Origin of the sequence: Lentzea rhizosphaerae, from assembly GCF_042649515.1 — a bacterium.
In the GTDB taxonomy this organism is placed as follows: Bacteria; Actinomycetota; Actinomycetes; order Mycobacteriales; family Pseudonocardiaceae; genus Lentzea; species Lentzea aerocolonigenes.
This window is the reverse complement of sequence record NZ_JBHRZI010000056.1, coordinates 64,255-84,701: the sequence shown is the minus strand read 5'-3', so window position 1 is coordinate 84,701 and position 20,447 is coordinate 64,255. Positions and strand designations below refer to the sequence as shown.

23 protein-coding genes and 1 tRNA gene are annotated in these 20,447 nt (G+C 65.9%); 12 read left to right on the top strand and 12 right to left on the bottom strand.

All coding sequences use genetic code 11. From position 1 onward, the window contains the following. Positions 1-378: 378 nt before the first annotated feature. Entirely contained in the window at positions 379-2,325 is a 1,947-nt protein-coding gene (locus ACFOWZ_RS44495) for a hypothetical protein (protein WP_382380204.1), read from the bottom strand. Positions 2,326-2,554: 229 nt separating this feature from the next. On the opposite strand from ACFOWZ_RS44495, the gene ACFOWZ_RS44490 reads away from it, so the two are divergent. Continuing rightward, entirely contained in the window at positions 2,555-3,229 is a 675-nt protein-coding gene (locus ACFOWZ_RS44490) for a hypothetical protein (RefSeq protein ID WP_382380202.1), read from the top strand. Between the two features lie 7 nt (positions 3,230-3,236). On the opposite strand, the gene ACFOWZ_RS44485 is transcribed toward ACFOWZ_RS44490, so the two are convergent. The 3 genes from ACFOWZ_RS44485 to ACFOWZ_RS44475 are packed head-to-tail and all read right to left on the bottom strand — an operon-like array spanning position 3,237 to position 3,966. Next, positions 3,237-3,545, bottom strand: coding sequence for a hypothetical protein (locus ACFOWZ_RS44485; protein WP_382380200.1), 309 nt, complete (start codon positions 3,543-3,545; stop codon positions 3,237-3,239). Then, positions 3,542-3,688: a hypothetical protein gene (locus ACFOWZ_RS44480; protein WP_382380198.1), complete on the bottom strand. Its 147-nt coding sequence runs from the start codon at positions 3,686-3,688 to the stop codon at positions 3,542-3,544. The genes ACFOWZ_RS44485 and ACFOWZ_RS44480 overlap by 4 nt, the downstream gene beginning before the upstream one ends. Positions 3,689-3,717: 29 nt before the next feature. Further along, on the bottom strand, positions 3,718-3,966 hold the full coding sequence (locus ACFOWZ_RS44475; protein WP_382380196.1) for a hypothetical protein: 249 nt from the start codon (positions 3,964-3,966) through the stop codon (positions 3,718-3,720). A gap of 181 nt (positions 3,967-4,147) precedes the next feature. Between ACFOWZ_RS44475 and ACFOWZ_RS44470 the strand changes: the two genes are divergently transcribed. Continuing rightward, entirely contained in the window at positions 4,148-5,707 is a 1,560-nt protein-coding gene (locus ACFOWZ_RS44470; RefSeq protein WP_382380194.1) for a transcriptional regulator, read from the top strand. Here ACFOWZ_RS44470 and ACFOWZ_RS44465 read toward each other — a convergent pair whose 3' ends face one another. From ACFOWZ_RS44465 to ACFOWZ_RS44455, 3 genes are all read right to left on the bottom strand, one after another. After that, the gene (locus ACFOWZ_RS44465) at positions 5,708-6,058 is read right to left on the bottom strand and encodes a hypothetical protein (protein WP_045313374.1); all 351 of its coding nucleotides are present in this window, start codon (positions 6,056-6,058) and stop codon (positions 5,708-5,710) included. Between the two features lie 8 nt (positions 6,059-6,066). Further along, complete coding sequence (locus ACFOWZ_RS44460; RefSeq protein ID WP_382380192.1) at positions 6,067-7,614, bottom strand: transcriptional regulator; 1,548 nt, start codon at positions 7,612-7,614, stop codon at positions 6,067-6,069. A 135-nt stretch (positions 7,615-7,749) separates the two neighbouring features. Continuing rightward, positions 7,750-8,154 carry an XRE family transcriptional regulator gene (locus ACFOWZ_RS44455; RefSeq protein ID WP_382380190.1) on the bottom strand — a complete coding sequence of 135 codons (405 nt, stop codon included), beginning with the start codon at positions 8,152-8,154 and terminating at the stop codon, positions 7,750-7,752. Between the two features lie 166 nt (positions 8,155-8,320). Between ACFOWZ_RS44455 and ACFOWZ_RS44450 the strand changes: the two genes are divergently transcribed. Genes ACFOWZ_RS44450 through ACFOWZ_RS44420 form a run of 7 tightly spaced genes read left to right on the top strand, consistent with a single transcriptional unit; the run spans position 8,321 to position 13,847 of the window. Further along, positions 8,321-8,518, top strand: coding sequence for a helix-turn-helix domain-containing protein (locus ACFOWZ_RS44450; RefSeq protein WP_382380188.1), 198 nt, complete (start codon positions 8,321-8,323; stop codon positions 8,516-8,518). Next, entirely contained in the window at positions 8,511-8,849 is a 339-nt protein-coding gene (locus ACFOWZ_RS44445; protein ID WP_382380186.1) for a WhiB family transcriptional regulator, read from the top strand. The genes ACFOWZ_RS44450 and ACFOWZ_RS44445 overlap by 8 nt, the downstream gene beginning before the upstream one ends. Then, positions 8,846-9,178: a hypothetical protein gene (locus ACFOWZ_RS44440; RefSeq protein ID WP_382380184.1), complete on the top strand. Its 333-nt coding sequence runs from the start codon at positions 8,846-8,848 to the stop codon at positions 9,176-9,178. The genes ACFOWZ_RS44445 and ACFOWZ_RS44440 overlap by 4 nt, the downstream gene beginning before the upstream one ends. Then, positions 9,175-9,816 (top strand): hypothetical protein, encoded by a 642-nt coding sequence (locus ACFOWZ_RS44435; RefSeq protein ID WP_382380182.1) that lies wholly within the window; start codon positions 9,175-9,177, stop codon positions 9,814-9,816. The genes ACFOWZ_RS44440 and ACFOWZ_RS44435 overlap by 4 nt, the downstream gene beginning before the upstream one ends. After that, complete coding sequence (locus ACFOWZ_RS44430; RefSeq protein WP_382380180.1) at positions 9,813-11,930, top strand: FtsK/SpoIIIE domain-containing protein; 2,118 nt, start codon at positions 9,813-9,815, stop codon at positions 11,928-11,930. Before ACFOWZ_RS44435 ends, ACFOWZ_RS44430 begins: the two co-directional genes overlap by 4 nt. Beyond that, on the top strand, positions 11,927-12,091 hold the full coding sequence (locus tag ACFOWZ_RS44425) for a hypothetical protein (RefSeq protein WP_382380178.1): 165 nt from the start codon (positions 11,927-11,929) through the stop codon (positions 12,089-12,091). The genes ACFOWZ_RS44430 and ACFOWZ_RS44425 overlap by 4 nt, the downstream gene beginning before the upstream one ends. Next, the gene (locus tag ACFOWZ_RS44420; RefSeq protein ID WP_382380176.1) at positions 12,081-13,847 is read left to right on the top strand and encodes a recombinase family protein; all 1,767 of its coding nucleotides are present in this window, start codon (positions 12,081-12,083) and stop codon (positions 13,845-13,847) included. Before ACFOWZ_RS44425 ends, ACFOWZ_RS44420 begins: the two co-directional genes overlap by 11 nt. Here ACFOWZ_RS44420 and ACFOWZ_RS44415 read toward each other — a convergent pair. Next, positions 13,826-13,911, bottom strand: a tRNA-Leu gene (locus ACFOWZ_RS44415). The genes ACFOWZ_RS44420 and ACFOWZ_RS44415 overlap by 22 nt on opposite strands. 174 nt (positions 13,912-14,085) lie before the next feature. Between ACFOWZ_RS44415 and ACFOWZ_RS44410 the strand changes: the two genes are divergently transcribed. Further along, positions 14,086-14,970, top strand: coding sequence for a squalene cyclase (locus tag ACFOWZ_RS44410; RefSeq protein ID WP_382380174.1), 885 nt, complete (start codon positions 14,086-14,088; stop codon positions 14,968-14,970). A gap of 34 nt (positions 14,971-15,004) precedes the next feature. Here ACFOWZ_RS44410 and ACFOWZ_RS44405 read toward each other — a convergent pair whose 3' ends face one another. From ACFOWZ_RS44405 to ACFOWZ_RS44390, 4 genes are read right to left on the bottom strand one after another with little or no spacing between them, the layout of a single operon-like run. Then, a complete protein-coding gene (locus ACFOWZ_RS44405) occupies positions 15,005-15,610 on the bottom strand; it encodes a response regulator (RefSeq protein WP_382380172.1) in 606 nt (201 codons plus the stop codon). Continuing rightward, on the bottom strand, positions 15,607-16,749 hold the full coding sequence (locus tag ACFOWZ_RS44400; RefSeq protein ID WP_382380170.1) for a sensor histidine kinase: 1,143 nt from the start codon (positions 16,747-16,749) through the stop codon (positions 15,607-15,609). Before ACFOWZ_RS44400 ends, ACFOWZ_RS44405 begins: the two co-directional genes overlap by 4 nt. After that, on the bottom strand, positions 16,746-17,453 hold the full coding sequence (locus tag ACFOWZ_RS44395) for an ABC transporter permease (protein ID WP_382380168.1): 708 nt from the start codon (positions 17,451-17,453) through the stop codon (positions 16,746-16,748). Before ACFOWZ_RS44395 ends, ACFOWZ_RS44400 begins: the two co-directional genes overlap by 4 nt. Next, positions 17,450-18,334 carry an ABC transporter ATP-binding protein gene (locus tag ACFOWZ_RS44390; protein ID WP_382380166.1) on the bottom strand — a complete coding sequence of 295 codons (885 nt, stop codon included), beginning with the start codon at positions 18,332-18,334 and terminating at the stop codon, positions 17,450-17,452. The genes ACFOWZ_RS44395 and ACFOWZ_RS44390 overlap by 4 nt, the downstream gene beginning before the upstream one ends. Before the next feature lie 147 nt (positions 18,335-18,481). Here ACFOWZ_RS44390 and ACFOWZ_RS44385 point away from each other — a divergent pair, with 147 nt between their 5' ends. Then, positions 18,482-19,150 carry a GAP family protein gene (locus ACFOWZ_RS44385; RefSeq protein WP_382380165.1) on the top strand — a complete coding sequence of 223 codons (669 nt, stop codon included), beginning with the start codon at positions 18,482-18,484 and terminating at the stop codon, positions 19,148-19,150. A gap of 226 nt (positions 19,151-19,376) precedes the next feature. Continuing rightward, positions 19,377-20,366: a PucR family transcriptional regulator gene (locus ACFOWZ_RS44380; protein WP_382380163.1), complete on the top strand. Its 990-nt coding sequence runs from the start codon at positions 19,377-19,379 to the stop codon at positions 20,364-20,366. Positions 20,367-20,447 lie beyond the last annotated feature (81 nt).

The following is a 20,447-nucleotide window of genomic DNA, read 5'->3' as shown; positions in this document are numbered from 1 at the left end:
TCCTTTCACCAGGACCGCTGGTCCTGGTAACTCGGTGTCCACTGCCTGGGGTGAACCTCAGAGGAGCGACTTGCTCTCTATCCCTACGGCTCTCTATGGACTGAGATCGCACAGATAGCCCGTCCCTGTGGGCCCACGAGCAACCATGATTGGGACAGGTTGGCAGGACGACGGGAACCGGCCGTCTACCTGCGCAGATAGCTAGAAACAGGAGCGCGGGACGTGTGGTAGACCCCGTCCCGCGCTCCTGATTTGTCCTCTGCACGAGCTGTCTGACTGTGCTCCAACGCGGGACGGGACGGGCTTCCTGGCTGCGGATGGGGTGTGCCTCGGTCGGTAGGGTCTTACTTGGTTGGCTACACACTCGTTCCCTTGCAGCTAACTGTCGGCAGATGCCTCCCTTAGGGCTATAGCGCGGCGTTGGATGTCGCGAACGGCGTCGTGGTCGATGGGCCATTGCATTGTCGCGGCAAGGGATACGGCAGCTGTGATGAGTGCGTCGACAGCGTCGGCCGCTACTGCGGCTCTCAAGGCGGGGTCGAGGATCTTGGTGTTCAACGCTTGATTGCCGCTTGTGTCGGTTACGGTATGCATGACGGCAGCGAGCTCGTCCGCGAGCGCGATTTCATCAAGTAGTCGAATCGAATTTTGATTGCGGTCGTAAAAGTGCCCTGCCCGGGCTTCTGGTGCGCTGTCGGCGGCAATTACGCCCATTGCTGCCGCCATGGTCCGGTGCTCCTCAATCTTGCCCTTGAAGGCTTGCGCTTCGTCGGATCTGGCTTCTAGCAGGCCTGCGTGACGCTCCATCGCGTCGAGCCTGGCCTTCAATGCTGCCCCGGCTGGGTTGGCATGACTGGCGATCGACTCAAGTCGGCACGTCCCGGTCATCATGCTGTGCAACAGGACTGCGGCTTCTACTGGACGGTCATCTCGAAGTAGTACCTCGATTGCCTCAAAGAGGGACAGGATGGTGCCGAACAATCCGAAGACATTGAGCAGCGCAGGCGGAAAGCCGACTGAGGTGCCAGACGCTGCGACTTGCACTGCGAGGTCCTTCGCTTGTCGAATCAGGTCGAAGGCACTGTCCTCGCTAGGAACCGCTGGCGCGGCGGATTGGCTCACTTCGGCGACCACCGACTGTGCGTAAGTAGGTTGTCCCGGTTCAAGGCGTCCTCTGACCTCGATTGCTTGGCCGCGAAAGCCGTAGCCTGGAGAGCAGCGCACGGTGAACTTTTCCTCGAACGACACAGATAAATTTTCGCCTGTGCGTTCAAGTTTGCTCACCCGTGAGGTCCATTTCAGGCGAGGGTGGTCCTCACCTGGTACGGCAGGGTTCGTGCCATCGCCGACGAGATGTCCGCGAATGATCTTGCGCAGTGACGCGACGTCTCGGGGTGGTCGCTGCCAGAGGTCAGGAAAATCCATTTCTGGCAGCTTAAGCAGCGTCAGGATCGCTCGGCGGATATAGCTGAAGACCTTGTCGGTGACATCGAGCGCCTTGCGATTGACGTCCTCGAACTCCATGAAGCCGTGCTCGATCCCGTCGCTGGCGCTGCGGGCCTTATTGTAGGTTTCCCTGTCACCGTCAAAGATGACATCGCGTCGCGCCCACACCTCAAGCCGGTGCTTCCACTTGCCGTCATCGTCGATGTCGATGCCTTGTCGCCGAGCCAACTCCTCAGTTTGCAGACTGTGGCGCTCGCACTGGTGCCTGATCATCGCCCTTGTCAGGGTCTCAGCGGCCATATAGAGGTGAGCTAGCGACAGCCACTCGCCGCCGAAATACCAATGCCTCAGCGCCAGGCCGTACTGCTGTGCAGCGCGACCGAGCCGGGCTGGTGACCCCGAGGCGCGAAGTCCTTCGAACACCGCGAGTACTTCGCCAGACTTGACGATGCGTCCTTCGCGGAGCGGTCCCACCTCGTCAGGCAGGAAGACCTCTAGAAACTCACGCTCAGTGCAACCTGGTGTGGCATCGTAGGCGATGTGTACTTCCGGGATGTCCACCGCAGCGTTCGCTGTGAAGGCGAGGATGTTGCTGAAGAACCTTCCTGCCGAGCCGAAGATCGCCGCAGCCTTGTTAAGGGTTTGAGCAGGGCCGACGGCCTCAATCCATAGCTCCCGGGGTGTCGGGGCATCGTGTCCTTCGTCGACCCACCGAGTGCCGGACCTAAAGCGGACGGGTTTGGCGCTGCCGGGAACGTCGCTGATGGTGACTTCGATCCCGTCATCTGGAGAGAACCGCGCGGATGAGCGGGCACGCGACAGCACAATGTACGTGCTTTGGGGAGCGTCTGGCTCCTGGTTCACCTGCGGACGGTTCATAGGGCCCATGGTGCGCCGACGAGTGCGTGGAAGGACAATAGATTTCCCCTATCGGTGCGACCATGACATGCCGACCTGGGCCGCGAGTGCACTGAGCCCGCCTAGCCTGGCAGCTCCGGGGGTTGTTGGAGCATGGCCCGGCGCATGCCTCGGAATGTCGGTGTTGGCCCGTACTCTCTCGGTCAACCACGTAGATGCACCGGAACAGTTCGCTGTGGTGAGGGGCAGTATGGACAAGGGAGACGTGGCAGCGTGGGTCGCGGTGTTAGTCGCGGTCGGCGCGGCGTGGATCGCGGTGCACAACGCCAACTCGGCTCGGCGGCAAGCCGACGCCGCCGAGGCAAGCCTGCGGCAAGCGAAGCGGCAAGCCGAGGCAGCGGAGCAAAGCGTGAAGCAGGCGGAGCAAAGCGTGAAGCAGGCGCAGCGAAGTGCGCAGGCTGCCGAGCAGCAAGCTCAGGCAGCACACATGCAGGTAGAGATCATGCAGGCCCAGCTCGATGATGCGCGAGCGGAGCGGGACCACCGTGAAGGTCCGCAGTTCGAGATCGAGGAAGCCGTCTTTTGTGACGAGGAAGTGGGCGGATTCTCCGTCAAGGCAACGGTGAAGATGATCAGTGGCCCGCCGTTGGCTCGCGTCACCGCCAAGGCACACGGTGAGTACTTGAACCACACCTTTCAATCACCCCTAGAGGCGAAGCGTCCACCGATCTTTGAGAAGGTTCGTCCGGGGAGTAAGTTCACCGCCTATACGCTGCGCGATGACTGCATGGCACCCCTCGACGGCGTGCTAGATCTGACTTGCGAGGAAGAAGGCGGTGACCTTCGAACGTGGAGCCGCAGCCTGGGAGTCCAGTACGTCGTTCCTCCTGAATCGCGGTCGGCGCGGATAAGATGGCTGGGGTGAACCCGCGTCACGACTGTGACTCGGCGGGTGGCAGCGCTTGCGCGGCCTGCTCGTCGAGTTGTTGTTTTCGACGCTCTGCAAGTAGTTCGGAGCGCTGCTCGTTGGTCAGCGAGAGCCATGCGTCGGCGATGTCTTCCGGCGTAGCCACGGTCTGAACCCCGATGATCGTTGACGGCGAGCGGTAGAGGGCGTGCGGGTGAGGCGGCGGCGTCAACACCATCGCCAGCGGGGTTCTCCACCAGCCAAAGATGTCGCCGAGAAGGCAGGTCCAGACGGCGGCGCACGAAACGGCCGCGAAGATCGTTAATGCGATCATTGCTGCTCACTCCGGCGTTGCGACTGGTCGGGTGCACGGTGACGGGCCTGGTCGGGCGAAGCGCGACGCACAGCGAGCCGCGCGACGAGCTCGCCGTAGACGGCGGCGATGATCACGGCCAGCACCGTCACCAGGACTGTCACCAGCCCACATACGCACAACGGCCCGGCTGTCATCGGTTCTGGTCCTGGCGGTCGGCGAGCGCGCGAAGCTGCTCGCTCAGCATCGTGGAGAAGTTCTCGGCGCCTTGCGGAAGGAAGCCGATCAGCACCTGACAGGGGCTGCCAGGCAGCACGACGTAGATCAGGTCGTCGTCGCCGAGGTGTGCCTCGATCGGTGTGCTCGGCCGCACCATCGAAACCACGTAGCCAGAGCCGAGAAGGCCTTCGGCCGCCGGATGCGGCTCGCCGGACGTAGTCACGGTGACCTCCCATTGCGAGGGTGTCCGGCGGCGCTGAGGCGGACAGGAGGTGTCCACGCCGCCGGACGGCTCGGGGACCGCCGGCTGGCGACCCATGTCAAACTGAAATCAACGTCTCATCAGCACTTCGTCAGCGGAACGACCTGATGACGACATGGGACGACATGGGAGGTGGTGCAGCGTGCGGACGTTCCGGACGGTGCTGGAGCAGAAGATCTGGGAACGGCATCAGACGTTCCAGGAGTTCGTCGATTTCGCCGAGGTGTTCGCTCGCGAACACAACGAGCCAGCCACGATCGGCCTGCGGCATCTCCAGCGGCTTGCCGCTGGTCGGAAGCCCTCTGGCGAACCGCTCGGCCCAACTGTCCGGCCGGTCACCGCACGCCTACTGGAACGGATCTTCGACCTTCGAATCGACGACCTGCTGTCGCCTCCGAAGCTGCCCGAGATTGCCGAGAGGCAACGGCCGGAGCGTGAAGCGGTCGAGTTGGCCGCTACTCTCGGCTGGCTCGACGAACGGGCAGGTTGGCAGCCTGGAACGAGCCGGTCGAAGGTGGGCGCGACTCTCGCCGAACTCGATCAGGGGCCGATGCTGGACCACGGAGCGCGACGCGCGAGGGTTGGGCGAACAGCGCTGGCTCGCGCGCTCGTGGACTACTACGGCGACCAGGGTGTCTACCGGGCCGCCTGTGCGGACGCCGAGGTCTTGAGCAGCGTCGTGACCCGCTCCGAATGGCTTGATCTAGCCTGCCCGCTCGATGGTGTCCACGACGAACTGTCGCTCGCCGACGAGGTCGATCGTCCCGTCATCTTCGACGATGCCGAAGCATCGGCCGCCGTGTCACGACTCGCAGAGTCGGTCGCGCTCGGCGTGCGTTTCGCCAACCTGCCGATCTATCGCCTACGGAGCGTCGACCTCGGTCACCAGAGGGTCCGTGGCCGCGTGAGTGTCGTGCCGTTCGTCGAGTACGCGTTGACTGCTGATCTGCTCGAACGAGAGCTGACCGATGCGGTTGTGGCAGGAAGTCTTGCTCGACGAACTCCCTTGCGAGACAAGTACTTGCCGAGCCTCGACGCGGTACACGACCTGTCGGGCCGCGTGTGTGCGGGCGGTGTTCTGGCGCTGTGTGCGATCGCTCGGCCTCATGATCAAGTCCGCGGTTCGGCAGACTACGCGCTCCTGGTGCAGGAGCGGTCCGGTCAAGTGCTGAACGCGGCCGGACGGCTTGCGGTGATCCCGAAAGGATTCCATCAGCCTCTGACCGATGTGCGTGCCGAGGCGGCAGTGGGGGCCACGCTCCGGCGAGAGTTGGAAGAGGAGTTGTTCGGCCGCCCTGACGTCGATGCGACCGCTGGCAATGCGCGCTCGGCGGCCCCGATGCATCCGGGCCGTTGGTCGGAGCCGATGAAGTGGCTCGCCGGGGAACCGGCGCGGCTCCGGATGGAGTGCACGGGTTTCGGGCTGAACCTCGTCAGCGGGAATTACGAGTTCGCAAGCCTGGTCGTGATCGAGGACGAGGAGTTCTGGCGCCGGTTCGGCGGTCAGGTCGAGGCCAACTGGGAGGCGGCCGGACTGCGGCTGTACTCCAGTCTCGACGGCGACCTGGTCAGTGAGTTGGTAATGCAGGAGACCTGGAGCAACGAGGGACTGTTCGCGTTGCTCCAGGGTCTGCGTCGGCTGAGCGAGGTCGGCGGCGACCGCGTCAGCCTGCCGCCGGTCGAGTGGCGGCTTGGCGGCTGATCAGGTCTGGGACGGCCAGCGGACCGTCATGACCACCGAGTCCTCGACGGCTTCCCACGAGTGGTCGATACCGGGACCCCACATCACGTAGTCACCCTGGCGCGTCATCGTCGCGCTGCCCTCGGTCAGATCAACGCGGAAGTTCCCTTGTACCAACAGAACGAGGGTCGTTCGCTGGTCGTCTGAAGTCCACTCGACACGCTTGTCTCCGGCGGGGTGATTGAACCACTTCACCTCGACGTCCTTCGACGACCGCACACCCTCTGACGGGTCGATGAAGTGTCCGACCAGCCAGCCGCGCGTGGCGCTTCCGTCCTCCGCAGCGTTGCCCTGGCTCCAGTTCGCGGTCACCGTATCTCCTATTCGATCGTTGGCACGTTCACGCGGCTACCGCCGATTTCTTGCAGTCGGCGAAGCCCTTGCAGGAGCGCGAACAAGCCCTCGTTGCTCCACGCCGTGTCGGCCGCGAGCTCTTCGACGAGCTCGGCATCGGCACTGGAGTACTGGCGAAGGTTCGCCGTCTCCCAGTTGGCCTCGATCTGCCCGCCGTAGCGCTGCCAGAACTCCTCGTCGTCAACAACGATCAGACTTGGGAACTCGAAGTTTCCGCTGACGAGGTTCAGCCCGAAGCCGGTGCACTCCATCCGCAGACGGCCCGGTTCGCCGAGGAGCCAGCGCATCGGCTCGGAAAGGCGGCTCGGGTGCATCGGATCGGCGCTGCGTTGGTCGCCCACCGTGTTGTCGATGTCGTGGCGGCCGAACAGCTCCTCTTCCATCTCACGTCGAAGCGTTGCGCCCACCTGAGCATCGGCCCGGAAGTCCACCAGCGGCTGGTGAAAGCCCTTCGGGATCACGGCAAGCCGACGCGCGGCGTTGATGACGTGACCTGAGCGCTCCTGCACCAGAAGAACGTAGTCTGCCGGGCCTCGGAACGGGTCGGCTGGTCGAGCGAACGCACACAGCGCGAGCGTGCCGCCTGCGGTGAGACGTCCGCCGACGTCCAGCACGGTGTCGAGGTCCGGCAAGTAGCGGTCACGAAGTGGAAGCTCGCCCGCTTGCACGCCGCCGGCCAGCGCGTCAACCAGCTCACCTTCCAGGAGATCCATCGTCACGATGTACTCGACGAACGACGAGATCCCGACCGTGCCGCCGAGCGACTCCCTGTGCATGTCGACGCCGAGCAGGCGATACAGCGGCATGTTGACGAAGCGGATGCCGAGCGCGAGCGACTCGGCCAGACGCTGAGCGGCCTGGTCGAAAGCCTCCTCGTCGAGGGATACCGGCGCGGCACCAGCCGCACGCATCAGCTTGAGATGGTCATGAGTCGCGATCAGCGGACAGTCGAGGTCGAGCCAGTCGGAGCGCGTGAAGACGCTCGTGTCGGCTTCGACGTCACCGAACCTGGCGGCATATCGGCCGTAGCCGCCGGAACCACGGCCGTAGTAGTCCGCGAGAGCCTGCGCGACCTCGCGCTGATCGACGCGACCGCGACGACTTCCCCTGTCTTGCAAGGAATTCACATCGACCTGTGCGAGCCGTGACGCGACGGCGCGGCGGGCGGTTCCGGGCTCGCGCGTGCCGCGCTCGTCGAGCCAGTCGAGCGCGGCGACGATGTTCGGATCGGCCGCGAGTCGCTGTTCGGCGTCAGCCGCCGCATCGGTCGCGGCTCGCGGCGCACCTACGCGTGCCTCGGCGAAGCGCGCCTTTACCTCGTCGGACGCTCGATCGAGCGCCGTGTCCAAGGCCTGCTGCAACTCTGACTTAGGTCGTGAGCTGGGCTTTTTGTGCCAGTTGCCCACTGTGCGCCAGTGAACGCCGAGGTGTGCGGCGAACGCTTCCTGACTGAGTCGTAGGGCGTCCTGCAATGCGCACGCGTCGGCCCCGGTCCAGCCGTTCGGCAACGTCATCTCGTCGCTACCCCCGAAGCGCGATATGTAGGGAACTTGTCGTGGTTGTGTATGGGTCTTGCGTGGGCTCCGGCGCGTTTTCGCAGTGGAATTAGTGCCATGGAAAACAGCAGCTCCACCAGGGCAAACAGCGAACTACCGGCGGCCGCGGACGTGCTTCGCGACTTCCGCGAGTTGGCTCATTACGGAAGCAACGTCGGATTTGAGAGCGTCGAGCCGATCGGTGATGTCTTCGAGTCGCTCTTCGACCCGGTCCATTCGAGTCCACAGGGTGTCGGCGAGGTCCACCACGGGGTCGCCGACCTCTGGAGGCGTGCGCCCCCGCAGCACGGCGTCCAGGTGCAGCGGGTGCCAACCCAGTGCTGTGGACAGGGATTCCAGGGTTCGAGGGCTTCGCCGGCGCTCTACGAGGTTGTGCTGAATCTCGCGGACGATCGCGAGCGATACGTGCGACCGCTCGGCGAGTTCCTTCTGTCGCAATCCCAGCTCGTCCACCCGCTGGTTGATCGCCTTGGCGACTGCCGCCCAATCCTCCGACACGTATTCCTCCGCGCTCCGCCTCGGCGCTGAGATTAGTCACTGTTTCGAGCGCTGCGGCGTGACACGGCGTTTCACGCGCCGTTTGCGACCTCGCATGTCTTCAAGTGTGCTGATATCAGCACTCATGAAACTGAAATCATCATTTCTCGCAGAAAGGCTATTCCTCATGCGTACTTCTCTGTCTGCTTCCGCCCACACCATCCGCGAGACCGCGTGGCTCCTCGGCGTCGACCGGTCCGAGGTCTGCCGCGCCATCCGACTCGGCAAGCTGCACGCCGAACGTCGTCGCGGCCAGACCGTCATCCCCGTGAGCGCACTCCTGCCGCTGCTCGCCAACGCCGGTCCGGGGGTGCTCCGTGACTGACGACCGACTGATCGGCATCGCGTGGTCGCTGGACCGCCTGCGCTGGGTGCCGACCGACCAACTCGCCGAGGTCGTCGAACGCGACGGCCTGTGCATGTGGGCGTTCACGAACGAGCCACCCGACGCTGGCGAAGAACTGACCGATCACGAACTCGCCGCGCGCACCTGTGCCGGGTGCCCCGTGCAAGACGAGTGCCTGGAACTGGAACTGCGTACGACCGGTGAGAACACCACCGGTGTATGGGGTGCGCTCACCGACGACGAGCGGCGGGAGCTGTACCCGCACTGGCTCCGACGCGGTGACCGCTTCGAGAGGGGGCCGCGTTCATGAACGCTCTCACCCTCACCCCGACTCAGATCATGGCCGCTGTAGGCGCGCTGCTGGTCCTGGTGCTCGTGTGGCGAACGGCGTCCCGTCGCGCGAAGGCTGCGGCGAGCGCGGCACGCACGGGAGCACGGTTCGCCTCGCTTGGCGGGCGCGTGCTGTTCAACGCCGCGCTGATCGTCGTGGCGCAGTGGATCGTGATCACCCAACGAGGTAGCGGCTGGCTGCTCGTCGCGGTGCTCGCCGTGCCCGCGCTGTTCGCGTCGTACACGCTGACCAAGGCCCTGACCGTGACGACGTTCGAGCCTCGTCGCCGAGGCGGTGAACGGCGATGAGCGAGCCGATCGAGCGCGTAGCGGTACAGGTCGATCGGTTGTGCTGGACCGGCATCCTGCTCGGGCTGGCGTTCACGATGACCAACGTTCAGCAGTTCGCGGCGGCCGGTTCTCCGGTGTGGTCGCTTGCCTGGTGCGCTGCGTGGCTGCTCGACCCGATGGTGTCGCTGGTGCTCCTGGCGATCCTTCGGGCCGAGCAGGTCACGGCGCGGCATGGCGTCCGCATGGGTGGTTGGGTGCGGGCGGCGAAGTGGTTCACGCTCGGCGCGACGTACGTCATGAACACTTGGAGCGCGTACGCCGCCGGATCGGCCGCGCTGGTGGTGCTGCACTCGGTTCCGCCGCTCGTCGTGTTCGTCGCCGCCGAGGCGGTGACCGACCTTCGGGACAAGCTCGGCTCGGCGGTCGCCGCGTTCACGGCCGAACCGGCGGAACCGGTGGCTTCGCCGAGTCCTCGGCGGAAGGCGCAGAAGCGCTCGAATCCAAGGACGTCGTTTGACGACTACCTCGCGGTTGCCAGAGCGGCTCGCACGCCGGACGTGACGGTCACTCCCGCGTGGGTGCGTCAGGTGACGGAGTGCTCGCGCGGTCTGTCGTCGCGGTTGGCAGCGGCGCTGAACGCCGAGGTGCCGTCATGACCGGGGAGATGGTTCCGGCGGGACCGGTGTTCGAAGGTGAACTCGTCGACGACCACGCGGACGTGACTCAGCCGCCACACGTTCACCGCGTGGCGGGCTGGTGGCAGCGGTCGCGGTTCGTTCCGGCGGCGTTGAAGTCACGGCAGGCTCTCGGGTACGCGGTCAAGGACGGGCTCCTGTGGCTGGCGCGGTCGCCATTCCGCTTCGTCCGAGCCACCTTTCGTGGCCTGGTGGTCGCCGTGCGCGGTTGGCGGCGATGGGTGCGAGTGCACGACTACCGCGAGGCTGCCGAGCAGTCGGAGAAGCTGGCGGACAAGTTCGCCGAGATCCGTGGACTGACGCTGTTCCGGTGGAAGATAACCGGCGCCGTAGCCGCCGTTTACCTTGTCTCCCTTGCGATCCTCGATCTTGTTTACGGGCACCGAGTGTTGTGGATTGCCGGCGTCGTCACCTCGGCGGCGTTGGCGATCCTCGGCAGACAGAAGGACGGGAACCCTGGACGTAAGGCCGCTCTCGCCGGACCACGCTCGCTCGCGTGGACGATGGACCCACAGATCCTGGTGGACGCGTTCCGTGACGCGAAGCTGATCGGCAAGGACGAAAGCCTGCGGCTCGTCGAGCGAGCGAAGCACCAGGGCGGGGGATGGGCGGTCACCGTCGATCTCCCCGCCACCCGCAAGGCAGCCGACGTCGTGAAGCATCGGGAAGCCCTTGCATCGGCGCTGGCGGTCGATGAGATCCAACTCAGTGTCGAGCGGGTGCGAGGCAACGGCGGACACGCCGGACGCGTCGCGATGTGGGTTGCCGATGAAGACCCGTACGCCAAGCCGCCGATCCGGACGCCGTTGCTGGCGGTCGAGCGGTGGGACGCGTGGCGGCCGGTGCCGTTCGGTACCGATGCGCGCGGCAGGCGGATCACGCTGCCGCTCGTGTGGACGTCGCTTCTGATCGGCGCGCTTCCCAGGCAGGGCAAGACAATGGCTGAACGACTGGCAGCCGCGGGCTTGATCTTGGACCCTTACGTTCGGCTGTACGTCGCCGACTTCAAAAATGGCAAGGACTGGAAAGCCGCCGAGAAGGTCGCCCACCGGTTCATGGCGGGCGACGACGCCGAGCACGTGCTCGCGTTCCTGGATTGGCTCGTCGAGCTGGTCGCCGATGTCCAGAACCGCTACCGGAGGATGCAGGATCTCGACGACGTGACATGTCCTGAGTCGAAGGTGACGCCGGACATGTCTCGTGATCAGTCGCTCGGAATGCCGATCACGGCGCTGATCGTGGACGAGGTCCACATCGCACTGGAGGACCGCACTCCTGTTGAGGTGCAAGGGAAGAAGCTCACGGCGGGGGAGTACATCGGCGAGCTGCTGACCTGGCTCGCGAAGAAAGCGCCGGCCGCCGGGATCATCCTCGTGCTGGCGACCCAGCGACCGGACAGCAAGACCATTCCGACCAAGCTGCGTGCTGTGCTCGGCTCTCGCTTCGCCTTGCGCGTCATGGACTTCCGTGACAGCAACATCATTCTCGGCGAGCAGATGAACACGCGCGGATACGACAGCAGCCGCCTACTTCCCTCCCATCGGGGTGTCGGCATCCTGCGGCCGGACGGCGAGACCCAAGCTGGTGCCGACGTACTCGCGCTGACCGTGCGGACCTACTACATGCCCAACGAGGACTGGCGGGAGATCTGCGAGCGCGGCCGTGCTCTGCGCGAGGCGGAAGGGACGCTCAGCGGACACGCGGCAGGGCACGACGTTCCGCCGATGCTCGACCGCTCGGCGGCGGTCAGGGCGATCGGAACCGTGGCGAGCCTGGCCGAGGTCGAGCTACCCGAACCGTTGGCGTCGGTCGTCGACTACCTCGGCGACGACGTGCACACGCGTGACTTCGTGCCGACAGCGGAACTCGCCGAGGCGCTCGAAGTCGAGGTGACCGCGCTCGGCGTCGACATGGGGGAGTTGGGTTGTCGGCCTACACGCCAGTACATCCCGACGGATGAGGGCACCCGACGTGTACGCGGCTACCTGACTGCCGACCTCCGCGCGGCGGTCGAGCGCATCGCGGCCAATGATGAAATCGGCACATCGAGCGACGCGGACGGGAGCCCGTCGTGATCGCCGACGAGCCGCAGGACGGCGAACTGAGATTCAACCCACCAGCTGAACTGCCTGTCCTCACCAGGGAGGCAAGTCGCATACTGCTAGACATACTGATCAGGGTGACCGAGGTCGAGGCCCTCGACGGGCCTCGGGAAAGGGGGATGGATGACTGTTGAAATCAGTCGAGATCCGTGGGCCGCGTTCGACGAGCTGCTGGGCATCGAGGTCGTCGAACCGATCGGCGAAGGGGTCGGGCCGGTTGCGTTCAGCGGCCGTTGCTCGACCGAGGACAACCAGGACCCGAAGACTTCGCGCGCTTGGCAGTACGGCAACGCCGAGAAGCTTGTTGAACCGCTCGGTGGGGTGGTCGTCGAGGAGTTCTTCGATGTCGGGCAATCCCGGTCGGTGCCCTGGGAGCGACGTCCTGAAGCCTCTCGTCTCTTGGACGCGTTGAAGGACCCGAACCGGGGCTGGAACGCAATCGTGGTGGGGGAGGGGACACGGTGTTGGTTCGGGAACCAGTTCTCGTTGGTCGCCCCGAAATTTGCCGCCTACGGCGTGGATCTGTGGGTGCCCGAACTCGGCGGCAAGTACGACGCGCGGAACCCCTCGCACAAGATGCTGATGAGCATGCTCGGCGGCATGAGCGAGTCGGAGCGTCAGCACGTACAAGCTCGTGTCCGAGCCGCAATGGACGCTCAGGTCCTGAACGAGGGGAGGCACCAGGGCGGCCGAGCGCCGTACGGGTACACGGTCGTTGACGGCGGACCGCACCCGAACCCGCGAAAGGCGGCCGAGGGCTACCGACTGCGCGTGCTGGCGATCGACGAGCCGAGTGCAGAGGTCGTACAGCGGATCTTCGCCGAGTACCTGACCGGTGAAATGGGAGACCGGGCGATCGCGAACGGCCTCAACAGGGACGGGATTCCGTGCCCGTCGGCTCGGCGACCGGATCAGAACCGGCATCGGCTCGCAGACGGCTGGCAGGGCAGCACCGTTCGCGCGATTCTGGAGAACCCCCGTTACACGGGCTTTGCGTTCTTCGGGCGATGGACTCGACAGGAGGTGCTGCTCGATCCGGACGACGTCGGTGCGGGGCACGTGGTGCGCTTCCGGAAGGCCGCGCCTGATCGTGTGGTGCGTTCTCGAAAGAAGGCACACCCGCACGTCGTGGAGGTCGAGGAGTTCGTGCAGGCGCAGTTGCTGCGGAAGTCTCGGGGTGCGGGTGGGTTTTCCGCCGGGAAGAAGCTGGTACGTGGTCCTAAGAAGCAAACGAAGAGGGCCTACCCGCTCCGTGGGCGGGTGAAGTGCGGATATTGCAAACGCCGGATGGAGGGAACGCCGCGCGGTCCTCGGACCTACTACCGCTGTGCGCTCCGAACGATGGTGCCTGGTTCACCCGCACTCGACGGCCATCCGACCAATGTGTACCTGCCGGAAGCTGCGGTGATCGAGCGGTTCAACGAGTGGATTGATCGACTCTTCGATCCGGTCAACGTCGACAGAACTGTTTTGGACCTGCTGGCGGCGCAGGATGGTGGAGACGCCGGAACTACCAGCCACGTCGGTGCCAAACAGCGGCTTGCCGATGCGGAAGCGAAGTTGCGCCGATTCCAAGACGCGATCGCCGCCGGTGTCGATCCGCTGGCTCTGGTCGATGCGATCAACGAAGCACAAGCGAAGCGCGCGGCAGCTCAGGCTGAGCTGAATGGGACACCGAAACGCACTGCGCGGGTCGCCGCCGATGTCTACGCCATGATTGATTCGCTCGGCGACGTGAAGAAGGTAATCAGACAGGCGGACCCCGCCGAGCTGCAAAGACTGTACGAAGCGCTGAACGTGGAGATCGTGTACAACGCAACGGGCCGGATGCTCGATGCGAGCATCCGGCCCGTTGGTAGGGATAAAGCTGGTGTCCGAGGGGGGACTTGAACCCCCACCCCCTTTCGGGGACTAGCACCTCAAGCTAGCGCGTCTGCCATTCCGCCACCCGGACGTATTCAGTTCTCCCGCGGCTCGCGCCGTGGTGTGTGCATAGATTACATGATCGTCGCTGCACGCCAAAATCGGGTCCCTGTGCGGCCATCTGTGCTGGTAGAGGCCGTGTAGGCGTGGAAGTGGGATCAGGATGTCAGCGCGTGTGCGGTGGTGTGGGGGTTAAGGTCGCGGCGTGGGTGGGCTGGCTGAGTGGTTGCTCGACTCCGACCCGGCGCTGCGGTGGCAGGTTCAGCGGGACCTCCTGTGTGCGCCTGAGGAGGTGTGGCTGGCCACGCGGGGGCTGGTGGCCGTTGAGGGGTTTGGGGCTCGGTTGCTGGGCCTGCAAGGCGTTGATGGGATGTGGGGTGGTGGGGCCTTCTTTCCGCTTGGGTACGACGGGGAGGAGGGGCAGCCTTGGACGGCTACTACCTGGTCGTTGAACTCCTTGCGGGAGTGGGGGCTGGATGCCTCGGTGTTGAAGGCGCGGCGGACTGTCGAGTTGCTCGCTGAGGGGTGTCGGTGGGAGTACGACGGGCTGCCTTACTGGGGTGGTGAGGTCGACTGCTGCATCAACGGGTGGACGTTGGCCAACGGGGTTTGGCTCGGGGCGCCTGTTGAGGGGATTGCTGAGTGGTTTGTCGCGCATCAGCTCGAGGACGGCGGGTGGAACTGCGAGTGGGGTGCGGGGGCTGCCCGGTCGTCGTTTCACTCGACGCTCAACTCGTTGAAGGGGTTGTTGGCTCACGAGGTGGCTACTGGGGACGACGGCTACGCGGGCCGCGCGGGGGAAGGGGGAGGAGTATCTGCTGGAGAGGCGGTTGTTTCGGCGGTTGTCCACTGGGGAGTCTGTGGGGAGTGGGTCACTCGGTTTCGGTCGCCGTTTCGGTGGGAGTACAGCGTGCTCAACGCCGCTGACTACTTCTGGCGGGCCGGGGTCAGGGATCCGCGGATGGCTGAGGCGGTCGAGTTGATCAGAAGGGCCGGCAGGCTGACGGGACATGGTTGCAGGGTGGGCGGCATCCGGGGCGGGTGTGGTTCGAGATCGACGTTGACGAGGGGGAGCCGTCGAAGTGGCTGACGTTGGTTGGGAGTCGGGTGCTTCGGTGGTGGGGTTAGATCCACCCCTTGGCTCTTGCCCAGCGGGCTGCCTCGTGGCGGTTTGACGTGCCGGTTTTGCCCACGGCTGAGGAGAGGTAGTTGCGGACTGTGCCTGGGGAGAGGGAGGCGCGGCGGGCTATTTCGTCGACCGGGGCGCCTTCCAGGGCCAGTTCCAGGACGTCTGCCTCGCGTGGGGTCAGGGGGCTGTCGCCGGCGCTGATGGCCTCGGCGGCCAGGGCTGGGTCTACGTAGCGGCCGCCTTTGTGGACGGTGCGGACTACCGTGGCCAGGACGTCTGATGAGACGGTTTTTGGCAGGAAGCCTCTTACTCCGGCGGCCAGGGCTCGTTTCAGGTGGCCTGGGCGGCCGTGGCTGGTGACGATCATCGTGCTGCACGACGGGAGTTCCGCAGCCAGGGTTTGGGCCACGGAGACGCCGTCCAGGTCGGGCATTTGCAGGTCGATCACGGCTACGTCGGGGCGGAACGATCTGGCCATGGCCAGGGCTTCTGCGCCGGTGGCGGCGTGGGCGACTACTTCCAGGTCGTCTTCCAGGGACAGCAGGGCTGCCATGGCGCCGCGGATCAGGTGTTCGTCGTCGGCCAGAAGGATGCGGATCACGGGAGCTCCACGGTGAGGACGAAGCGGTTGGGAGCTTCTGGGGTCGCGGTCACGGTGCCGCCGAGGGCCGCCACTCGTTCGTGCAGGCCCGTCAGGCCGCTGCCGAAGCGGAAGCCGGAGGTCGGGGCGCCGTCGTTGGACATCGTGAGGACCTTGCCGCGCAACGTGATCGTGCACGTGCGGGCGTGGCTGTGGCGCAGGATGTTCGTTACGCCCTCGCGGACTGCCCAGCCGAGTGCGCCTGCCGGTTCGCCGTCCACGGTCGGGGCGCCGATCACGCGGCAGTCGATGCCGGCGGAGGCCAGCAGGGAGCGGGCGCCGGCCAGTTCCACGGACAGGTCGGCGGTGCGGTAGCCGCTCACGACCGCACGCAGTTCGTCCAGCGATTCCTGGGCGATTCGGCGGACTTCGAGCATTTCGTCGACTGCGGCCGCCGGGCGGTCGCGGCGGGCCAGTTGGGCCGCCAAGTCGGCTTTCAGGGCCACTACGGAGAGGTTGCGGCCCACGACGTCGTGCAGGTCGCGGGCGAAGCGCAGGCGTTCTTCCGCTACGGCCAGGTTGGCGCGGACCTCGCGGGAGCGGTCGAGCTCCCAGACCAGGCCCAGCATCCACATCGTCACGCGGAACGTGGCGGCGACGATGGTGAGCAGGGCGGTGGCGGCCAGCGCCGAGTCCGGTGGGAGGGTCGTGAACGCGAACACGCCGCAGACCACCACCGCCACGGTGAGGGCGCGCGGCTTCAGGACGGTCGACAGCGCCATCAGCGTCAGGGCGAGGAAGAGCAGCGTCAGGCCGTCGGCCGGGCCGTCGGGTTTGCCGGGGGAGGTGCTGGGCAGCGTGAGCTCGCCGGTCACGACCACGGCGAGGGTGAACGGCAGGAGGATCGCCACGAGCCGGCTCGGGTAGGGCACTCTGCCGAGGTAGTGCTCGACACCGAGATGGACGAGGCGGACGCTCAACGCGGTGTGGAGCAGCGCCGCCACCGAGACCGCGATCATGGCGGCGGTGCTGACCTCGTTCGCGATGCCCAAGATCAGCAGGGGCGGGACGACCACGAAGTTCAGGTAGAACGTCGCTCGCACGGACAGGTCGAACCGCGCCGCGTTGCCACGGGACCGCCACCAGCCGAGCAAGCTCACCTCCGAGGATCCCAGCGGAACCAACGCCGTACAGCGTAGGTCCCGAGGAAGATCCACACCGCCAGGACGATCAACGGCCGCAGCACCGGGCCGCCGTCCCAGCCCGCCCGCAGCAGCTCGAGCACCGGCGTGAGCGGCAGCAGGCGCAGGACCGACGCGACGCCCTCCGGCAGGTCCGACAGCGGGATGATCATCCCGGACCCGAGCAGGCACGCCATCAGCACCGGCAGGGCCGTCACCTGCGCCATCTCGACGGTGCGGGTGAACACGGACGACACGGCCGCCAGCAGCGCGAACACCACGACGCCGCCGGCCACCCCCAGCAGGAGGAACCACGGCCGCGCCGGCACGGCCATCCCCGTCACCACGCCGACGATCAGCGCGAACAACACCATCTGCCCCAACGCCACCACGACGGACGGCAGGGCGGCGCCGACCAGGATCTCGGGGTCGGTCAGCTCGCCGACGCGCAGCCGCTTCAACACCAGCTCCTCGCGTCGCGCGACGAACGTGGTGACGAGGTTGTAGTACACCGCCATCGCCAGCACGAACCCCATCAGCCCGATCACGAGCGGCACGCCGTCGGCGTCCACCGAGATCAGCACCGGCACGACCAGCAACGGCCCCAGGAACGAGTTGAACAACGCGGTCCGGTTGCGCCAGAACAACTTCAGCTCCGCCTGCCCCACCGCCACGGCCCTCATGCCGCCTCCTCCGCGATCGCCAGGAACGCCTCCTCCAGCGACGCCGACCGGGCGTCCAAACCGGACAGTTCCACCGAGTTGGTGTGAGCCCAGGCGAGGAGCTCGTGCAACGTCTCCTGCAGGTTGTTCGTCCGCACGGTCATCCGCCCGTCCCCGTCCTCGGACGCCACGACGGGCAGCGCGACCCCTGCGGGCGGCACGAACGAAATGCGAGACGGATACGCGTCCACCACCTCGGACACCGTTCCCTGCGCCACGATCCGGCCGCGGTGCATGATCGCCAGCCGATCGGCCAACGTCTGCGCTTCCTCCAGGTAGTGCGTCGTCAGCAGCACGGTCACGCCGTCGCGCAGAAGGGACCGAATCAGCTCCCACGTGTTGCGCCGGCTCTCCGGATCGAGCCCGGTCGTCGGCTCGTCGAGGAACAACACCTCCGGCTTCCCCAGCAACGCCAGCGCGAGGTCCAACCGCCGCCGCTCCCCGCCGGACAGCTGCTTCACCCGCACCGAAGCCCGATGTGCCAGGTCAACGAGTGACAACGCCTCCTCGGCCGGACGTGGCGAGGTCAGGGTCCCGGCCCACATGTTCGTGGCCTCGGTCACGGTCAGGTCAGGCGGAAAACCGCCTTCCTGCAGCATCACGCCCACGCGAGGCCGGACGGCGGACCTCTCCCGGAACGGGTCGTGCCCCAGCACCGACACCGTGCCCGCCGCAGGACGTGAGAGCCCTTCCACCACCTCGACCGTCGACGTCTTCCCCGCACCGTTCGTGCCGAGCAAGGCGAACATCTCGCCCCGCTCCACCTCGAATGAGACGCCCCGCACGGCTTCGAAACCCCCGCTGTACCGGCGAGTCAGCCCGCGCACCTCGATCACTGTCATGGGCCAACGATCTCGGCAAACACTGCCGTTCGGCAGTGCCGCGGCACACCAGAAAGCCATGACAGATGTCATGTCGGTTCCGACGCACCGGCTTCCTGTTGCGGGAGCTGGTAATCTCACGACTGTGTTAAAACGTGGGGGGAACGAATGACACTGGGACTCGTCGCGGCGCTGGCCGGACTGGCGCTGATCGACTCGACGAGCATCGGGACGCTGTTCATCCCGATCTGGCTGATGCTCACGCCGGGACGCCTGAAGCTCTCTCGGGTCGGCGTCTACCTCGGCACGATCACGGTCTTCTACTTCGTGGTCGGCGTTTTGATCGTGCTCGGCGCCTCGCAGGTGATCGACCACCTCGACAACGACGTCGCGCTGTGGATCCAACTGGTGATCGGCGTGTTCCTGTTCGCCATCAGCTTCCGGTTCGACAGCAAGAAGAAGCCGAACACGGGGAAGTGGCAGGACCGGATCAACGCCAACGGGTCGGTTCCGGCGCTGGCGGGGATCGCGCTGCTGGCGGGCGTCGTGGAGCTCGCGACGATGCTGCCGTACCTCGGCGCGATCGGGATGATGAGCGCCTCCGGCCTGAAGCCCGCGCAGATCGGACTGCTGCTGGCCGGGTACTGCCTGGTCATGATCGTGCCGGCGGTGCTGCTGCTCGGTGGGCGGCTCGCGATGCGCGGCCGGATCGAGCCGCTGCTCACCCGGATCAGCACGTGGTTCGCGAAGAACGGCGCGAGCACGACGGGCTGGATTCTCGGCATCGCCGGGTTCCTGGTCGCACGGGATGCCGTCGCACGGCTGTTCTTCATGTGAACCATTTGGTCCAGTTGGCTGAACGACCCGGTTTCGTTTTGCTCCTACACTCCCGAGCGTGACTCAGCTGGACGATCCGCGCAGATCGGTCCCGCGGGAGCTGGCACCATTGCTCCGAACGGAAGTGGCTCCACTCTCGGTGCGGATTTTCGAAGCGATCGAGAAATCGATTCCGGAATACAGCCAGTTCAGGGAGAACGTAGTCGACGGCATTCAACAGGCGCTCGTGAAGTTCGTCGGCAGGATCGCCCATCCGGATTCCCAGCCCGACCCGCACGACGACATCCACCGCAAGCTCGGCGCGTGGGAGTTCAAGTCCGGCCGCAGTCTGGACAGTCTGCAGGCGGCCTACCGGATCGGCGCGCGGGTGGCCTGGCGGCACGTGTGCGCGTTCGCCGAGCAGCGGGAGCTGTCGCTGCACCTGATGTCCGCGCTGGGCGAGGCGATGATGGCTCACGTCGACGAGCTGGTCAGCCTGTCGGTCGAGGGCTACGCGGCCGCGCAGGCGAGTGCGGCGGGAACGCTGGAACGCAAGCGGCGCAAGCTGATGGAGCTGCTGGTCGGTGATCCGCCGAGCAACTGGCAGAGCGTCGTGCAGGCGGCGGAGGCGGCGGCGTGGCCGATGCCGGACCGGTTGTGCGCCGTCGCTCTTGAGCCGTCTGCCGCACCGGCCGACGACCTCCCGCCGGACGTGCTGGTGAACTTCGAGGACACCACCCCGTACCTGCTCGTGCCGAACCCGGCCGCCGTGTCGCGCTGGCTGTGCAGGGCACTGCCCGGCTGGCGGGCCGCGGTCGGGCTGCCGGTCGTCCCCGCGGACGCGCGCAGGTCACTGGCCTGCGCGCGTCGCGTCCTCGCGCTGGCACGCGAGAAGGTCCTGCCGGACCGTCCGGTCCTCGACTCCGCCGACCACCTCGTCGAACTGACCGTGCTCGCGGACGAGTTCCTCGCCCGGCAGCTGGCTGAACGGGCGCTGGCGCCGCTGGCTCCGCTGACCGACCGGCAGCGCACGAAGCTCGCCGAGACGTTGCTCGTCTGGCTGGCCGCACGCGGTGGCGCACCCGAGGTCGCCGCCCGGTTGCAGGTGCATCCGCAGACCGTGCGCTACCGCGTGAACCAGTTGGAGGAACTGTTCGGCGACCGAATGCACGATGCCGGGGAGAGGTTCACCCTCGAACTGGCGCTGCGGGCGCACTATTTGTTGGATCGCGACTGATAAATCGCTCTCCAGCAATTCGTACGCAAGTGACAAAAGTGGGTTTTCTCTTGCATTGCGGAATCCAGGGTGACTACTTTA

Bases quoted from the DNA above. Each gene is read 5' to 3' on its own strand.
- ACFOWZ_RS44495 (WP_382380204.1), bottom strand. From the start codon at position 2,325: ATGAACCGTCCGCAGGTGAACCAGGAGCCAGACGCTCCCCAAAGCACG.
- ACFOWZ_RS44490 (WP_382380202.1), top strand. From the start codon at position 2,555: ATGGACAAGGGAGACGTGGCAGCGTGGGTCGCGGTGTTAGTCGCGGTC.
- ACFOWZ_RS44485 (WP_382380200.1), bottom strand. From the start codon at position 3,545: ATGATCGCATTAACGATCTTCGCGGCCGTTTCGTGCGCCGCCGTCTGG.
- ACFOWZ_RS44460 (WP_382380192.1), bottom strand. From the start codon at position 7,614: ATGACGTTGCCGAACGGCTGGACCGGGGCCGACGCGTGCGCATTGCAG.
- ACFOWZ_RS44450 (WP_382380188.1), top strand. From the start codon at position 8,321: ATGCGTACTTCTCTGTCTGCTTCCGCCCACACCATCCGCGAGACCGCG.
- ACFOWZ_RS44440 (WP_382380184.1), top strand. From the start codon at position 8,846: ATGAACGCTCTCACCCTCACCCCGACTCAGATCATGGCCGCTGTAGGC.
- ACFOWZ_RS44435 (WP_382380182.1), top strand. From the start codon at position 9,175: ATGAGCGAGCCGATCGAGCGCGTAGCGGTACAGGTCGATCGGTTGTGC.
- ACFOWZ_RS44430 (WP_382380180.1), top strand. From the start codon at position 9,813: ATGACCGGGGAGATGGTTCCGGCGGGACCGGTGTTCGAAGGTGAACTC.
- ACFOWZ_RS44420 (WP_382380176.1), top strand. From the start codon at position 12,081: ATGACTGTTGAAATCAGTCGAGATCCGTGGGCCGCGTTCGACGAGCTG.
- ACFOWZ_RS44395 (WP_382380168.1), bottom strand. From the start codon at position 17,453: ATGAGGGCCGTGGCGGTGGGGCAGGCGGAGCTGAAGTTGTTCTGGCGC.
- ACFOWZ_RS44390 (WP_382380166.1), bottom strand. From the start codon at position 18,334: ATGACAGTGATCGAGGTGCGCGGGCTGACTCGCCGGTACAGCGGGGGT.
- ACFOWZ_RS44385 (WP_382380165.1), top strand. From the start codon at position 18,482: ATGACACTGGGACTCGTCGCGGCGCTGGCCGGACTGGCGCTGATCGAC.